Annotated in this window: 10 protein-coding genes; 5 read left to right on the forward strand and 5 right to left on the reverse strand. The window is 46.1% G+C overall.

The features are described 5' to 3' along the window. The first annotated feature begins 181 nt into the window (after positions 1-181). Complete coding sequence (locus VRU48_RS11875) at positions 182-934, forward strand: hypothetical protein (protein ID WP_330108129.1); 753 nt, start codon at positions 182-184, stop codon at positions 932-934. 181 nt (positions 935-1,115) lie between these two features. Here VRU48_RS11875 and VRU48_RS11880 read toward each other — a convergent pair whose 3' ends face one another. Together VRU48_RS11880 and VRU48_RS11885 are read right to left on the reverse strand one after the other, a co-directional pair. Next, on the reverse strand, positions 1,116-2,534 hold the full coding sequence (locus tag VRU48_RS11880; RefSeq protein WP_330108130.1) for an MBL fold metallo-hydrolase: 1,419 nt from the start codon (positions 2,532-2,534) through the stop codon (positions 1,116-1,118). A 6-nt stretch (positions 2,535-2,540) separates the two neighbouring features. Next, complete coding sequence (locus tag VRU48_RS11885) at positions 2,541-3,338, reverse strand: DUF3108 domain-containing protein (protein WP_330108131.1); 798 nt, start codon at positions 3,336-3,338, stop codon at positions 2,541-2,543. Between the two features lie 183 nt (positions 3,339-3,521). On the opposite strand from VRU48_RS11885, the gene VRU48_RS11890 reads away from it, so the two are divergent. From VRU48_RS11890 to VRU48_RS11900, 3 genes are all read left to right on the forward strand, one after another. After that, positions 3,522-4,541, forward strand: a complete 1,020-nt coding sequence (locus tag VRU48_RS11890) for a sensor histidine kinase (RefSeq protein ID WP_330108132.1) — start codon at positions 3,522-3,524, stop codon at positions 4,539-4,541. Continuing rightward, on the forward strand, positions 4,538-5,251 hold the full coding sequence (locus tag VRU48_RS11895) for a LytR/AlgR family response regulator transcription factor (RefSeq protein WP_330108133.1): 714 nt from the start codon (positions 4,538-4,540) through the stop codon (positions 5,249-5,251). Before VRU48_RS11890 ends, VRU48_RS11895 begins: the two co-directional genes overlap by 4 nt. A gap of 93 nt (positions 5,252-5,344) precedes the next feature. Further along, positions 5,345-6,520 (forward strand): MFS transporter, encoded by a 1,176-nt coding sequence (locus tag VRU48_RS11900; RefSeq protein WP_330108134.1) that lies wholly within the window; start codon positions 5,345-5,347, stop codon positions 6,518-6,520. A gap of 24 nt (positions 6,521-6,544) precedes the next feature. Here VRU48_RS11900 and VRU48_RS11905 read toward each other — a convergent pair whose 3' ends face one another. Next, positions 6,545-6,919, reverse strand: coding sequence for an iron chaperone (locus VRU48_RS11905; RefSeq protein ID WP_330108135.1), 375 nt, complete (start codon positions 6,917-6,919; stop codon positions 6,545-6,547). 61 nt (positions 6,920-6,980) lie between these two features. Here VRU48_RS11905 and VRU48_RS11910 point away from each other — a divergent pair, with 61 nt between their 5' ends. Beyond that, on the forward strand, positions 6,981-7,685 hold the full coding sequence (locus VRU48_RS11910; protein WP_330108136.1) for a MarC family protein: 705 nt from the start codon (positions 6,981-6,983) through the stop codon (positions 7,683-7,685). Positions 7,686-7,750: 65 nt separating this feature from the next. Here VRU48_RS11910 and VRU48_RS11915 read toward each other — a convergent pair whose 3' ends face one another. Both VRU48_RS11915 and VRU48_RS11920 read right to left on the reverse strand, forming a co-directional pair. Beyond that, positions 7,751-8,635 (reverse strand): PorP/SprF family type IX secretion system membrane protein, encoded by an 885-nt coding sequence (locus tag VRU48_RS11915; RefSeq protein ID WP_330108137.1) that lies wholly within the window; start codon positions 8,633-8,635, stop codon positions 7,751-7,753. A 23-nt stretch (positions 8,636-8,658) separates the two neighbouring features. Beyond that, positions 8,659-16,266 (reverse strand): MBG domain-containing protein, encoded by a 7,608-nt coding sequence (locus VRU48_RS11920; RefSeq protein ID WP_330108138.1) that lies wholly within the window; start codon positions 16,264-16,266, stop codon positions 8,659-8,661. Positions 16,267-16,710: the final 444 nt, after the last annotated feature.

Raw genomic sequence — 16,710 nt, forward strand, 5'->3', positions numbered from 1 at the left:
TGTGTTGTTCTCGATTTTGAGGAAGGGCCGGCGAATGGCCACAGGCGAATAAAGCCCCAGGGGGCCGATTGTTTTTCATGATGTAGGTTTTTGATAGCTAGAGGGGTCAAGTTCATCATTCTTCCATAAATACACAACCGTTCAGTTTATTTCGTAATTTAAGGCTAAACAACCACTCGATATGTCAAAACTTCAACGCACACGTTTGTTCTGTGTAATTATGGCCTTAATTTTTGGCGCGTTTAATACAGGTGCTCAAACTTTAAGCAAAGATTTTAGGGAAATCCATCAAAAATTTTACGGGAAATGGCCAAAGACCATTACGTTTACGCAACAAACCGGTTTTTACAAGGCCGATACGTTAAATCGTACGCAAACCTGGTACGAAGCGGGGATTTTTCCACGCTTGTTCCGTATTGATTTCGGAGAGCCGAAAGAGGGAAACTCCGTAATCTACAGAGGCGATACGGCCTACAATTTCAGGCAGGGCAAGGCCAGTCAGCCGGTGGTTAACCCCAACATCCTGATTTATTTGCTGGGAGGCATGTACTACGACAAAGCCGATGAGGTATTCAAAAAATTGGGTGCCGATGGGTTCGACCTGAGCAAAAGCTACAGAACCATTTGGAACGGACATGCGACCATTGTTTTTGGTACTGCCAGTGCCGACAGCAGCAAAAGCCAGTTATGGTTCGATGCCAAAGATCATTATTTGGTACGGATGATTCAGCAAAAGGAAAAAAGCAGACTGGAGTGTCATTTTGCCAAACACCAGTTGATCAATAAGATATGGCACGAAACCGAAATCAAGATTTTTGCCAACAACAAGCTCGTTCAAACCGAAGCTTACCACGATTTTAAAACCAATGTGCCCTTAACCGAGGCTTTTTTTGAACCAACAAAGTACGGCACTTGGCACTGGTTAAAGCAGTAAAATTTATTGAACCAGCCCTCATTATTTATTAACCATTGAGGCATTGAGATAACCAGATGCGCTAAGGCGTCTAAGGTGGTCAAATATTAATAATTGAATAACCATTAAGAAATGAAGACAATGAAAAGTCTCGTCCCGTTTGCTTAACCATCTTAATTCCTTAATGGTTATCAAAACTAGCCTATGGGTTTACCTTCAGTACCTGTTGCCAATCGGTTAGTCCTACGTGTTGGGCCACCATTTTTAAAGGTTTGAGTTTTTCACGGTTTACCGCGTCAATCACCTCTTTGGCATAAGCCGATGGCGATGCTACCGTTTGGATATAATCGCTTGCCCAAAGCAGCTGATCCGCTGGCAGGTAACAGGCCAAGGCACCCTCGCTGCCAATACCGTTTATCGGGAATATTTGCAGTTGGTTATTGGCCAGTGCTCTAAACTGATCTACAGCTACGAATTTCAGTTTTACCGGATGCTTTTGCAGTTCGTCCGGCTGAAAAACCCATTTACGGTTAATCACCTTTTCTATAAATTGCTTCGATGCCGAATGCGAAATTACCGTTGCACCCTTGCTTACCCAATAGCGCATGCCGCCAATATGAGGCCAGGCCAAATCGGTAACCACCAGTACAAATTTATGGATGCCTGGAAATGTCTTTTTAATCAGTTGTTCGTCTTGCTTGGCCCTTTCTTCGTTCAAAGTGGCATCTAATAGGTAAATCGTATCACCAATACGGGTAAAGGTTTCGGTATACATCCTATTCTTGCTCAAATAGGTGTTTTCGCTTACTTTGATGAGCGTTGGCTGTTCAGAAGTATACCATTCCAAGTTTAGGTTTTTAGGCCCTGATGCAGGCAAGCTACCAATTTTGGCAAACAGGCTCAGCGAATCAGACAGGTTGCTTTTGCCCAGGGTGCGGTAATACATCGGCTCGCCATCTTCCAGTCTAAAAGCCGAATTCGGGTAAAAACTATTTTCGGTCAGCTTCCAATTGCTGTACACCATTTCGATGTGTTGCTGGCCCCAAAGACTATGCAGTTCGTAATAATCGAGCTTGATAGGAAAATAGGTTTTAGGATCGATAAACAAACGCTCTTCGCCAACGGCAGCCTTGCGCGCCAATACCAAACGGTCAAAATCGCGGTAACGCTCATTCTTTACCTGTTTCACATCCGGATCGGCTAACCAGTCGAGCAGCACCATCCAAACGTTCAGTTTATCGTACTCAAAATGGAAGGGCTTATAAACCGTATCTCTCACAAAATAGTTTTTGCCTATTCCATTGTACACCACCACCGGATTTTTGCCAGGCCCCGTACCCACTCGGATCGTGCTTTGCTCCATGCGCTGCACATTGTGCTGGGCGCTGTACCAAACTTCGGCATTGGTAGCCGTAGTGAAGAAGGGCGCATAAGTACGGTCGGATTGCTCGCGTCCCAAACTGACTTCGTTGTAATAACAATGAAATACTGGCTTTTTTAACCGATCAAGGCCCATAGCCGATTTCGTTTTTTGTAAAATTGCCTGTGGCGTTTGCTGTGCATGGGCCAAGAACGGAAAAACCAGGGCCAGCAAAGCATATTTAAATGAATTTAATTTCATAGCTGTTTATTTTTTGAGGAAACGTGCGTAAACATCGGGCGCCAGTGCAGGCAACTTCACTTTGTAGCGATAGCCGTTCGGAAAGGTATCTTCCTCCTTCAATAATTCATGTCCTTTTTTGCTGATCCAGAAAGTCTGCACATATTTCGCTCCCCTATTTTCGCTTTCAGTACGCAAGAGCCAACAATCTACTTTTTGGCCATCCAAAGTGTTCAGCATTTCGCTGCCCGTTACCGTATAGTTTACATACTTGGGTACGTCAAAACCGGCATCGTAAAAGTTAATGGCGAAGATCTTACCGGCTGCCAAAGGCAACATTTCGAAAGTTTCGATATCGAGGTTCCAATTGAAACAAGGCTGGTTAAAATCGAGTTTGAAAGCCTTTTGGGTATTTTGGGCAACCGTATCGGCACCTTTAATGCCAGTTGCGTTCCAGTTAAAGGCTTTGAGCTTGCCTGCTACGGTTTCGGCATGGTAGATGGGCAGGAAATCCTTGGCCCGGTTTAGCGAATATACTTCGCGATAGCTCGTACTGTCGCTGCCATACCAATGCTGACTGATGGCAAATACAGCTTCTCCATTTTTGGTTTCGCGTTTAATGTCGCGCAGCCAAAGCCAATACTTCAGGTCTTTGGGACTTTTTGGCATCTGAAAATAAACAAGGTATTGTTTGAGGCCAGGTTTTAAGGCCGAAGTAAGCAGGCGCTGGTCTTTTAAGCGGATGGTATCTATTTTTTGTGCATAGGCTACAGACAGCAGGCTGCTCATGGCAAGGGCCATGCCCAGGGAAATCAACTTTTTCATCGTTTTGCGTTTAATTGAATACCAAATGTTGCAATTGCAGTGTTTTTAATGATATGTATTCAACCATATCGTGCATATTTTTAACCACAGGCCAATTTTGCCATTTGAGTGCATTGGTTTAAAATCAGAGGCAAATGGTTGAAGCCACAACGCGGCTTACGTGGCAACTTTGTATATTTAGCAATGGATTTCCTAAACCCTAAAAAGGTAAATACGACGCAGTTTCAATGGTTGGTGTGGACCGCCATTTTTCTGATTTCCTTCTTCTCTACTTTGCCACTGAGCACCATTGGCCAGTCATTTGTATTCAACCTGATCAATACCTTATTTTATGCCATCATTATTTATGGCAACATCAACTGGCTTTTTCCGCGCTTTTACGAGCGCAACCAAAAAACAATCTATGTAGTTTTGGTAATTGTTTTTTTAATCGGCTATGGGGCAGCAAAGGGCTATTTGGTCAACTATGTGTACAATACCTTTTTTGGCCACGACATGCCCGAAAAAACCACTTTCCTCCGCGTGCTCTACATCAGCATCAGTGGTTTGCTTATTTTTCTGCTCAGCTTCATCTTCAGGATAGCCTTGGCCTATTTCGGATTGAAAAAACAGACCGAAGAAATCCTGTTGCAGAAAACACAGGCCGAACTCAACCTGCTCAAATCGCAGGTACAGCCCCACTTTCTGTTCAATACCCTCAACAATATCTATTACGAAGCTTATATTGAGGCGCCGAGAACCGCCGGACTGATTGAGCGTTTGGCGGATATGATGCGTTATTTTGTTGACGACAGCCCGAAAGCCAAGGTTTTCATTTCCACGGAGCTGAATTTTCTGGAGAACTACATCGAGCTGGAAAAAATCAGGATCAGGCATCAGATTGCACTGAATTTTACAAAAGACTATGCCGAAGACTATCAAATACCGCCCATGCTGATGATGACTTTTGTAGAGAATATCTTTAAACATGGCATAGACAAAACCAGTACCAATAACCGGGTCGATATTTCGTTGCTGCAAGAAGGCGATACGCTGATTTTTAAAACCATCAACTCGGTAGCCACCAAAACCAATCGTACGGTGGGTTCGGGCATCGAAAACCTGCGCAAGCGCTTTGCTATTTTGTACAACGATAATTTTGAGCTGCGTACCGGCGAGGCCGAAGGTTATTTTATGGCTTACTTTAAAATTCCGATACAGTGAGTTTAACCTGCATGATTATTGACGACGAGCCGAATGCAGTTAACCTGCTCGAGGTGCTGGTGAAACAAACCACCGACTGGAACCTGGCCACCATCTGCTACAATGCGCTCGAAGCCTTGGCTTATTTGAAGGAAAACCGGGTCGATTTTGTCTTTCTCGACATCAATATGCCCATGTTAAACGGTATGGAATTGGCCGGTTTGTTGCCTCCCGGGGTTAAAATTGTGTTTACCACCGCCTATTCTGAACACGCTGCCGAAAGCTACAGCTACCAAACCATCGATTACCTGCTCAAACCCATTACGCTCAAACGCTTTTTGTCGGCCATTCAGAAAATAGAATTCTATTTCGACAAGTCAGAACCTGCAAAGGCACCCGAAAACGGAATGTTGCAGGACGAATATTTCTTTGTCAAATCGGGTAAGACCTTAAGCAAAATCCGCCTCGAAGACATTCTCTATTTCGAGGGCGAAAAGGAATATGTGCGCCTGGCCACAGCCAATGAGCAATTGCTGGTTTACAAACGGCTAAAAGAAGTAGAAAGCCAGTTAAAGCTTCCTTTTGTAAGGGTACACAATTCGTACATCGTGAATATTAAACAGGTCGACAAAATACAGGATAATCACCTTTACCTGGGCGATAAGCAAATTCCTATCAGCGACAAGTTTAGGGACCACTTTATGGCCTTGATCAAGCTGAGGACTTTTTAGAGGAATACGAGCACACTAGCGAAGTTTTAAAAACTTAGCCAGTATATTTACCTCATCATTTCCCTAAATTGCGTCCAAATCAAGCGCCCCATTATGCCTCTTGCCAACCAAACTGTACCCAAATGGATTCTGCCTACCATTGTAATTGCACAGTTCTTTTGTACTTCCTTGTGGTTTGCCGGCAATGCGATTATGGCAGATATTGCCCAAGCCTACGAGGTTAAGGCCAGCTATTTGGGCCATTTGGCCAGTGCCGTGCAACTAGGTTTTATTGTGGGCACACTGGTATTTGCCTTGCTGGGCATTGCCGATCGTTTTTCGCCCTCGAAAGTCTTTTTTGTTTGTGCCCTGATTGCGGCTTTGGCCAATTTGGTTATGGTATTTGCTGGACTAGGTGCCGGTGGCCTGATTTTATCGCGGGCTGTTACGGGTTTCTTTTTAGCGGGCATTTATCCGGTTGGGATGAAAATTGCTTCCGATTATTACCAGCAAAGCTTGGGCAAGTCCTTAGGTTTTTTAGTGGGCGCGCTGGTTTTGGGCACCGCTTTTCCGCACCTGCTCAAAAGTTTGCCTGCGTTGAAATGGCAATATGTGGTTTATGCCACTTCGCTACTAGCTGTTGCAGGTGGCCTGACCATCAGGTTTTGGGTGGCCGATGGTCCTTACCGTAAACCTGCACAGCAACTAAATTGGCTGGCGTTTTTAAAAGGCTTTAAAAACCAAAATTTTAGAGCCGCCACTTTTGGGTACTTGGGACACATGTGGGAACTGTATGCCTTTTGGGTATTTGTACCGTTGATGTTGGCCAACTATCAACAGCATTATCCGCAGCTGCAACTGCCTATTTCGTGGCTTTCCTTTTGCATTATCGGCATTGGCAGCTTGGCCTGCGTGGGCAGTGGCCTGCTCTCCTTGCGTCTGGGAACGAAAAAAACAGCCACAATAGCCTTGGGTATTTCCTGCACTTGTGCCTTGCTTTCGCCTTTGGTATTGTTAAATTCGTCGTTACCGCTCCTGCTGCTTTTTTTATTGGTTTGGGGAATCGCTGTTATTGCCGATTCGCCTTTGTTTTCTACACTGGTGGCTCAAAATGCGGACGGAGAATCGAAAGGAACGGCCTTAACCATGGTTAACTGCATGGGTTTTGCCACCACCATTGCCAGCGTGCAACTGATTAACGCCTTGCTTAATCAGGAAAATGCGCAATACATTTATATGCTTTTGGCTATTGGACCAATTTTCGGCTTATTGGCCCTGCTCAGAAAATAAATACAAAGGCAAAGGTTAATCATACTATTTCTTCTTACCAGCCAGCTTGGCCAGGTTTTTCTGCATCCGGTATTTCACCATTCGCGTAATGAGGCTTAAAGGCATAGGCTGGTCTATCGGAAATTGCACCGATCCTTTGCCCTGCTTGTAAGGTGCCAATTCTTGGGCAAAATCTTGGTGCGCTCCTGGCGTGGCATAAAAGCCGATGTGGTTTTTATAGCCCGCAAAATGCACCAAATTACCGTGGAACACAAAAGTTGGAATAGCATATTTGATGGCTTCGGTAGCTTCGGGCGCAGCCTGCGCGATGGTTGCACGTACCTGCTGCAATAGCTCCTGCACCGCTGGCGGAAAATCGGCAATATATTCGTCTATGGTTTGGGCTATTGGGTGTTGCATGGTTAAATATAGCAAATGGATATTCAAGTTTATCGTCTATTTTTTGCCTAAGACCTTATATTTGAATATACAACAAGCACCTGTTATTATGCCCGCTTTCTTCAACTCTTTCATCCATTTGGTTTTTATAGGCATTATTGCGCTATTTCCGGTAGTCAATCCCATTGGGTCGGCATTTATGGTCAGCCCCTATTTCCAGTCCTTGAGCACCAGCGAAAAAAGGAAGGCGGTAACCAAAATCGTATTTTATGCTTTTTTGATTTGTACGGTATCACTGTTTGCCGGCCACTGGATTTTGGAATTGTTTGGCATTTCTATCCCGATTGTGCAACTGGCAGGTGGTATTATGATCTGCAAGATGGGTTGGGAGTTTTTATCGGGCAATGAGGAAAAAACACCTGACCAATCTGAAGAAACAAAAGAAAACGAGCCTTTTGCGGCTTATAAGCATCTTAAAGATAAGCTGTTCTATCCCATTACTTTTCCGGTTACTACTGGCGCAGGTACCATTTCAGTACTGTTTACACTCAGTGCGCACAGCTCTACCGTAGGCAGTGCCAACTACTATGTAAATATGGCGGCCATATTGGTTTCGATCCTCGCCATGTGCATCTTGATCTACCTTTTTTACTTCAACACCAAAACACTGATCCAATTTTTGGGCAAAAACGGAGAAAACATCGTAAACCGAATTTCGGCTTTCCTTATTTTCTGTGTGGGCCTACAGATTGCTTTTTCGGGTCTAAAAATACTGCTCAAACTTTAAGCGCATAAAAAAAGGCAAACCTGGATTAATACCGGTTTGCCTTTTTATTTGAGATGAATATTGGGTTATTTACCAAATTTGATCCTGAGGTAAAGCTCAAAGTTACCATTGGTATAATTGCTCAGCTGTGAGGTATTGGTAGTGTACAAACCACTGATCAGGTATTTTCTCTTGTAGTCCATACCCAAACCAAAGGTTGCATTTTCCGTGCTGTGGTAAATGGCCGAAAGCAAAACCTGCTGATCGAACACCGACAGTTGCGCACCGGCATCCCAAATGTCTTTGTAGCCTTCCACCATTCGATAGGCTACCAAAGGTTCGAGCAGTTCGCCTTGCAGGCCTGTACCTGCCAATGGAATTTTATAGCTTACCGCCGAGTAGAAGCGCGAAATATCGGCCACTTTTGAACCATCGCGGTTAAACAGCTTGTTCAGGTTGGGCAATGAGGCGCTTACGGTTAAGCGGTCGTTGGTATAGGCTGCGCCAAAATCGCCGTCGATATAGGTTTCGCGATCATTGTACTGGCCTACCAATACATCGTTCGGATTGCCATTAATATCGGACGTGCTCAAGCGCTGGTTGGTAAAGCCCAACGAAACGCCAAAGTTCAGCTTGCTTTTTTCGCTGAGCGGCAAGTGATAGGCGTAACTAGCCAACACCTTGGTTTGGCGTTGCAAACCGGCCTTGTCGTTGTAAACGTTGAGACCTACGCCTGAGCGCTGAAAGCCATAATCGAAGGTAATAGCCTGCGTTACTGGAGCACCTGGAATATTGTTCCACATGCTCCTGAAGCCCACGTTCAGGTTTACGCCGTGCTCAAACCCGGCAAAAGCCGAATTGGTTTGATAACGGTTGTAATAATACTGCGATGAGAGGGGATCTAATTGCGCCTTACTGGTTAAAGCGCTGCAAATAAGTCCCAGAGCGGTTAGAATATGTAATTTCTTCATTTGAAAAATAATTAGTCGTTTGTTTATTTACTTTCACGTACAACGGTGATGAAACCTTTTTTCTTCAGTTTGCCAGGTCCGAAATCGATGATGTAGAAATAAGTTCCTTCGTTTAGTGGCAAGCCGTTAATGGTGGCATCCCAGCTGTTGTCGTAGCCTTTTTTGCCATATAATACGCGACCCGCTTTGTCGAAGATCTTCACTTCGTTGTTCGGATACTGGTCTATGTTTTCTACCACCCACTTGTCGTTCACGCCATCGCCGTTCGGGGTCAGGATATTGGTGGCATTAATAGCCTGATAATCATCCCTCACCTCGATGGTGATGTACTGCACATCGCTACAACCGGTGGCATTGGTAGCCGTTACCATGTAGGTAGTAGTTGCGCTTGGCCTTACCGTAAGCGAGGCGGTGTTCTGTCCGCTTACAATGCCGTTTGCAGTTGCCCAAACATAAGAAATCCCGCCTGTTGCGGCAAGTACCGTAGTTTCGCCCTTGCTCAACGATGCGCCCTTGCTCGAGGTAATGTTTACGATTGGCAACGGGTTGATAGTTAAGGTTCCATTTTGGTAGGTGAATGTATAGTTATTCGACACAGCGCCAGTAATGTTGATCGGATAGCTGTTGGCGATAGAATTGCCGTTGGCGGTTGTGGTCAGTGCCGGTGCGGTGGCCAATGCGCTGGCTGTTTCTCCGTTTACAAAACCGGTGTAAGTTACCGTAAAGGCCGGATTAGGCTGGCCGTAGCAGCGCGCCTTGTCGTCGGCCTTGGCGGTTAATGCCGCCTTGTTTACAGTTAGGTTGCCACTTACATAGTTTGGCTGGTAGTTGGCCGAGGCATAGCCGGCAGGTGTGATCACATAGGTACCTGCGTTGATGGCGCCTTGGGCCGTGCCGGTATAGGTTAGTGTTCCCGTCAAACTGTTGGTTGCATTGTCGGTACCCACAAAACCGCTGTAGGTTACGCCGTTGCCTCCATTAAAGGCCAGGCCGTTGTAGGTTTTGCTGGCATTGCCTGCAATCACATCCAAAGGTTTTTTGGTGATGGCCAAGTTGGCACCGGTATAGTTCAAGATATAGTTGCTGCTTAAAGCCAAGGTATTCTGACCGATGGCATAAGTACCCACATTCTCGCCAGTTGCTCTCGAAATAGCGCCCGTAAAGCTATCGCCGCTGATCAAGGCCGGACTGAAAGTATAAGTAAGAGCCGGATCGGCACTGCCGTAAATTTTGCTCTTCGCATCGGCAATTACAGTAATGGTTTTGGCACCAATGGTTAAGTTAGCTCCGGTATAATTTAAGATATAGTTGCCGTTTAATGCCAACGAATTTTGGTTAATGGCGTAAGTACCTATATTCTCACCAGCAGTACGGCTCAAAGCACCTGTAAAGTTATCGCCACTTACCAAGGCTGGATTAAAGGTATAAGTTAGAGCTGGGTCTGCATTGCCATAAGTTTTGTTTTTCGCGTCAGCTACTACGGTTATAGCCTTAGCACCGATGCTCAAGTTAGCCCCGGTATAAGTCAAAACATAGTTGCCACTCAAGGCCAAGGAGCCTTGGTTGATGCCATACGTACCCACATTCTCGCCAGCTGTACGGCTTAACGAGCCTGCAAAGGCATCGCTAAAGGCTAAAGCCGGACTGAAAGTATAAGTTAATGCCGGATCAAGATCGCCATAGGTTTTGCTTTTGGCATCTGCAATTACGGTGATGGCTTTGGTGCCGATGCTTAAATTAGCGCCGGTATAAGTTAGGGCATAATTGCCATTCAACACCAACGAACCTTGGTTGATGCCATACGTACCTACATTCTCGCCTGCCGTACGGCTCAACGAACCTGTAAAAGCATCGGTAAAGGCCAAAGCCGGGCTGAAAGCATAAGTTAATGCCGGATCGAGGTCGCCATAGGTTTTGTTTTTGGCATCCGCAGTTACTGCAATGGTTTTAACACCAATATTGAGGTTGGCATTGGTATAGGCTAAAACATAGTTGCTGCTCAAGGCCAAGGTTCCCTGGTTGATGGCATAAGCGCCTACATTCTCACCAGCGGCACGGCTCAATGAACCTACAAAGGTATCGGTAAAGGCCAAAGCAGGACTGAAAGCGTAAGTTAATGCCGGATCGAGATCGCCATAGGTTTTGTTCTTGGCATCGGCAGTTACCGTAATGGTTTTTGCTCCAATGCTTAGGTTAGCGCCCACATAGGTTAAAACATAATTGCTGCTCAATGCCAAAGTTCCTTGGGTGATGGCATAAGCACCTACATTTTGGCCAGGGTTTCTGGTTAATGCGCCTGCAAAAGTATCTGAAAAAGCCAGGCTTCCAGTTAACGCATAAGTCAATGCTGGATCAGCATCTCCGTAGGTTTTGCTTTTGGCATCCGCAATGATTGTAATCGGTCTGGTTGCAATATTAAACAGCGCCGCGTTATAAGTGATGAGGTAATTACCTCCTGCGCTCAAAGTTCCCTGGGTGATGGTATAGTTTCCTACATTTTCGCCAGCTGTACGCGAAAGCGAGCCTATAAAACTATCGCCGGTTTCGAGTGCCGGAACTACAGTGTAGGTTTTGAGAGGGTCAACATTTCCGTACACTTTATTTCCTGCAACAGCAGCTACCGTAATAGGCTTAGGACTAACCGTACTTGTCGCAATGGCGATGGTTTTGTTTACCGCTCCCGAACTGCTCAATACAATATTGCCATTATAATTGTTGGCTGCATTGATACCCGCTTTTAGGCGTACGTAAACAGGCGTGCTTGAAAGCGTTCCGGCCGAGCCTATGGTTAAGGTATTGCTAAAGCTTGCATTATCTGCACTGAGTTCGAAACCTGTTGGCGGGGTAAGCAAGATACTTCCGGCAAGGTTAGTCGCCGCAACGCTAAATGCTTTAGGCGCTGAAGCCGTGGCGTAAGTGGTGCTCATGGCTGTAATGGTTCCCGAAACGTTAATAGTTGAAGAAAGATCGATGGTAAAGGTATTGGAGTTGCTTTGCGGGCTCACATTTCCTGCAATATCGGCAGCTGTTACTTTTACGGTATGCGCTCCATCAGTTAAGGCTACAGTTGGAGTATAAGTCCAATTGCCTGAGGCATCCGTTGCAGTAGCGTTGCTGATGGTAGATCCATCGATGATGACATCAATACTCGAGTTAACTTCGGCGGTTCCGCCAATGGCTGGTGCACCGGTATAAATAATGCTTCCGTTTGCGGGACTGCTCACCAAAGGAGCGTTTGGTGCAGTTCGGTCGATGGTGATATTCAGGGTTGCCGAAGCCGCGCCCAAATTTCCTACCGCATCTTCTACCTTAGCCGTGATGGCATGGTTTCCTTCAGTTAAGGTACTGGTTGTAACCGACCAATCTCCGCTTCCGTTTGCATTGGCCGAACCTTTCTCTACGCCATCAACATACAGCCTAACCAAGGCGTTGGCTTCTGCACCAGTTCCCGTAAAAGTAAGGATGTTTTTATTGGTGATGTTATCTGTATTTGAAATGCCGGTATCATCCGCAGCAATCAAATCTGGTATTGAAGGTGCAATTGGTGGCACCCTATCTATGGTATAAGATTGTCCACCGGTATAGCCTCCGTTAATCGGATTGCCAACCACATCGGTTATACCTGTTCCGCTATTTTTCAGATCTAAGCGTAGCGTGCCCAATCCGGTAGTGCTACCAACTGTAATGGTGTAAGTTGTACCTGAACCGCTTATGCTGGTTATGGTTCCATTTGCTGTTCCAATATTGAAAATGCTAAAATCAGTGATGTCAACACCAGTTATGTTTCTAGAAAATGTAACCGTATAGTCTAAAGTAGCTGCATTGGTTGGCGTAGTGCCCACCCTGTTGATCGAAACAACTACCGGTTGTACCGCATCAACCAATACTGCAGCTGTGCTACCTACGCTATTCAGCGTAAGAACCGCATCGTCTGTTCCGTTCTTGATGGTGCCTCCGTTCAGGGCAAGGGTATTAATAGCAATGCCATTATTGTCCAAATCGCCCGATGCTACGGCATAAGTAAATACAAGAGCGCTCGTACCGCTTCCCGAAACATAGCTTGCCTGTTTGGTTGTTGATCCGATGATTAATGATAATGATGGCGTTCCGGTAACGGTAACTGTATTAGAGAAATTGACGATAAAGGTTAATGGGTCGTCCATTTTATAGGTGCCATTTGTAGGTACGCTAACACTGGTCACTACAGGTGCGGGTATGGCTACACTTAATGTTGCCGCGCTAGAAACAGCAGCTGGCGTACAAAATCCCGTTGCTATTACCCTATATACATAACCATTCATCCCGATAGTTGCACCGGTAATGGTTAAGGTTGCAGTATTTGCTCCCGAGTAAGGCGCTCCATTGGTGATATTATTGAAACCTCCTCCCTGGTCAACCTGCCATTGATAGCCCGTAGCATTGGAAGCCGTAACCGTAAAAGTAGTATTGGCACTTGTAAAAATAGATTTGTTGCTAGGCTGTGCCGTAATTGCCGGTACCGAATTAACAGTTAGCGCTGCCGCGTTAGAGGTGGCATTTGGCGTACATGCTCCTGTAGCAACTACGCGGTAGATATAGCCGTTTAAACCAGCTGTGGCACCAGTAATGGTCAGCGTGGCACTGGTTGCACCCGAATAAGGCACTCCATTGGTGATGTTATTGAAACCTCCTCCCTGGTCAACCTGCCATTGGTAGCCAGTGGCATTGGATGCCGTAACCGTAAATGTAGTATTGCTACCTGCACAGATCGTGCTGGCGCTCGGCTGGGCAGTAATTGCCGGTGCCGAATTAACAGTTAAAGCTGCCGAGTTAGAGGTAGCATTTGGCGTGCAGCTTCCCATTGCTACTAGCCTATACGCATAGCCGTTCATGCCAGCGGTTGTGCCAGTAAGGGTTAAGGTTGCCGTAGCAGCACCAGAATATACGCCGCCATCGGCAATATTTGAGAAGCCGGCACCTTGGTCGACCTGCCATTGATAACCTGTGGCATTTGAAGCTGTTGCCGTAAACGTAGTAGCGGCACCTGCACAGATCGTGCTGGCACTCGGTTGGGCGGTAATGGCTGGCGCCAAGCTAATGGTTAGGGTAGCACTGTTCGACGTAGCACTTGGCGTACAGCTTCCCGAAACCAATACACGATAGGTATAGCCGTTCAAACCTGCTGTGGCGCCGGTAATGGTCAGCGTGGCACTGGTTGCACCCGAGTAAGCCCCCCCGTTGCTGATGTTGGTGAAGCCCCCACCCTGGTTAACCTGCCATTGGTAGCTAGTGGTATTTGAGGCCGCAACCGTAAAAGAAGTGTTGCTTCCCAAACAGGCAGTGGTGTTGCTGGGCTGTGTAGTAATAGAAGGTGCCGAATTAACTGTTAATGCGGCCGAATTTGAGGTGGCATCCGGTGTACAGGTTCCCGTTGCCACTAGCCTATACACATAACCATTCATGCCAGCGGTTGCACCGGTAAGGGTTAAAGTAGATGTAGTTGCACCCGAATAAGGCGCGCCGTTGCTGATGTTGGTAAAGCCGGCGCCTTGGTCAACCTGCCACTGGTAGCCAGTAGCATTCAATGCCGTGGCCGAAAATGTAGTATTGACACCCGCACAAATGGTTCTGGCACTTGGCTGCGCCGTAATGGATGGCGCTTGAGCGATAGTTAAAGTACGCGAACCTGAAGTGGCCGCAGGAGTGCAGGCTCCGCTTACTACTACCCTGTATATATAGCCATTCATTCCGGCGGTTGCACCGGTTATGGTTAGGGTGGCGCTAGTTGCACCCGAGTAAGGCGCGCCATTGGTGATACTGGTAAAACCGGAACCCGTATTTACCTGCCATTGGTAACCCGTAGCATTTGAGGCCACAACCGTAAAAGAAGTGTTGCTTCCCAAACAAGCAGTGGCGTTGTTTGGCTGCGTTGTAATAACTGGCGCCGAGTTAACAGTTAGCGCAGCCGAGTTAGATACAGCAACTGGCGTACAGCTTCCTGTAGCCACCACACGATAGCTATAGCCATTCAAACCAGCGGTTGCGCCGGTAATAGTTAAGGTGGCCGAAGTGGTGCCAGAGTAAGGTGCCACATTAGGTACGTTGCCAAAACCAGCACCCTGGTCAACCTGCCATTGGTAGCCAGTGGCATTAGAGGCCGCGGCAGAGAAAGTGGTATTAGCACTTGCACAAATCGTGCTGGCGCTCGGTTGCGCCGTGATAACCGGTGCCGAATTAACAGTTAGGATAGCGTTAATAGAAGTAGCCGATCCCGAACCTGTGGCCACAAATCGGTATAGATAACCGTTCATAGCCGCTGTTGCACCTGTAACAGTTAATGTGGTAGTACCCGCACCGCTGTAAACGCCTCCGTCAACAACATTGTTAAAGCCACTGCCGGTATTAACCTGCCATTGATAGCTTGTGGCGTTATTAACAGTTACCGAAAAGCTGGTATTGGCACCTGCGCAAATGGTACTGCTGCTAGGCTGCCCAGGAATGGTTGGCGAAGGTGTTGCTACCGCAGTTCCCACTTTAATGCCGTTAAAAGCAATATAAGAATCGACCCCATCGGCCCGATAAAACCTGACCTCATCTACATTGCCAAAAGAAGCCGGCAATAGATAGTTAGCGTTGCCCGAAGTCTGCGAAAGCGGAATAAAACTAACATTGGTATTTCCCAAGAATGACAGGTTGCCTTTTGAAACGCCGTTGTCAAAAGCTTCTATTTTGAAGTTAATTCCCGTTTGCTCGCCCCAATCCATAAAGTTGAGCGACTGCAAAGAGAAATTGCTGCCATCGCTCGATTTGATGGCCCAGCCATAAAACGATCCTTGTCCATAGGTAATAATAGCCGGATAACTGGTCCAGCCATTCTGTGTTCCATCATGGTATTCGAGTGCATTGGCAGTTAGCTTTACCGCCGAACTGTTGATGGCATAGGTTTGGATATTGATATCCGAAATAGGTGTAGAGCCTCCCTGACCATCTTCTGCAATATTATTTACAAAACCTGTGGTACTATTAAAAGTAAGGGTTGGCGAGGTAGACAACAATACAGGCGTTGCACTTAAATTATCATACACGAACTGATCTATAGCCATATAGTTCTGGGCTCCCTGCAACACAACCTCAAACTGATCGATATCGGTAGTGGCCAAAGCGCCGGTAATGGTAACCCGATGCCATGCGCCACCCTGGGCTATAGGCGTTTGGTTAAAAGTAGCGCTGGTATAAGTTCCTGTGGCTACTTGAACCCCTCCCTTTTTGCCAATAATCTGTATGGAAGCGCCATAAGCCAGTACGCTGCCACCTTGATCGGCTGACGGCCAAACATCTAAACTCACCAACCTGAATGTTTCGCCGTTCACTGTTTGTACACCGCCTACATTTCCCGATTTAACAGTGTTTATACCGGTATCTCCATAGCCACCTGAAGGCGGGCTACCGGAGCCAAGGTTTGGAAACACCACCCCCTTAAAAGTATTGGTCAGCTTGAAGGACTTCGAACTCGAAGTAAAGGTAGTGCCACCATTTCCAATATTCTCAAAATCGTAGGTTGTTGGCGCAAATCGCGCTAGCGAATTAGGCTTAGCCTTGCTTATTGCATCAGTTGCAATTGCCGAAGAAGGTTTACCAATAGTCGGCGGCATAGCCTTTATCTTCGCAAAAACATTGGTACACGTTAAAAAAATAAGTAATAGTAGAAATTTTCTCATATTATGAATAATTAGGGATGATTCAAGAAAAGAGCTAAGCCAATAGTTTTTAAATGACTGTGACTGGCTTAAAAAAGTAAAGGGAAATGACTTGAACTGATGTCTTTAGAGCGCCTCGCCTTTTGTTGATTGGACCAAGGGCATAATGCTGAAGCGGCAGCTCCATAGCACTGTTTGTTTTCATGAGAGTGAGCGTTAAGTTAATCCATTTCTAACCCGTTGATAAGGATGAATCGGGGTTAAAAACATACCAAAACTAAATAAAAATTAACTTTAACGCAAAAAAAATAAACTGTAAAGTAATCGAATGTTCAGCATTTTTACAATCGGCAAAAGCGCAGCAAAGCGACCACAAACCTAATACAACTTTGCGTTGTG

The sequence above is a fragment of the Pedobacter albus genome, assembly GCF_036324255.1.
Lineage (GTDB): Bacteria > Bacteroidota > Bacteroidia > Sphingobacteriales > Sphingobacteriaceae > Pedobacter > Pedobacter albus.

What these genes read in the sequence shown, in the direction of transcription:
- VRU48_RS11885 (WP_330108131.1), bottom strand. Translation starts at nt 3,338, where the DNA reads ATGAAAAAGTTGATTTCCCTGGGCATGGCCCTTGCCATGAGCAGCCTG.
- VRU48_RS11875 (WP_330108129.1), top strand. Translation starts at nt 182, where the DNA reads ATGTCAAAACTTCAACGCACACGTTTGTTCTGTGTAATTATGGCCTTA.
- VRU48_RS11900 (WP_330108134.1), top strand. Translation starts at nt 5,345, where the DNA reads ATGCCTCTTGCCAACCAAACTGTACCCAAATGGATTCTGCCTACCATT.
- VRU48_RS11890 (WP_330108132.1), top strand. Translation starts at nt 3,522, where the DNA reads ATGGATTTCCTAAACCCTAAAAAGGTAAATACGACGCAGTTTCAATGG.
- VRU48_RS11920 (WP_330108138.1), bottom strand. Translation starts at nt 16,266, where the DNA reads ATGCCGCCGACTATTGGTAAACCTTCTTCGGCAATTGCAACTGATGCA.
- VRU48_RS11880 (WP_330108130.1), bottom strand. Translation starts at nt 2,534, where the DNA reads ATGAAATTAAATTCATTTAAATATGCTTTGCTGGCCCTGGTTTTTCCG.
- VRU48_RS11915 (WP_330108137.1), bottom strand. Translation starts at nt 8,635, where the DNA reads ATGAAGAAATTACATATTCTAACCGCTCTGGGACTTATTTGCAGCGCT.
- VRU48_RS11905 (WP_330108135.1), bottom strand. Translation starts at nt 6,919, where the DNA reads ATGCAACACCCAATAGCCCAAACCATAGACGAATATATTGCCGATTTT.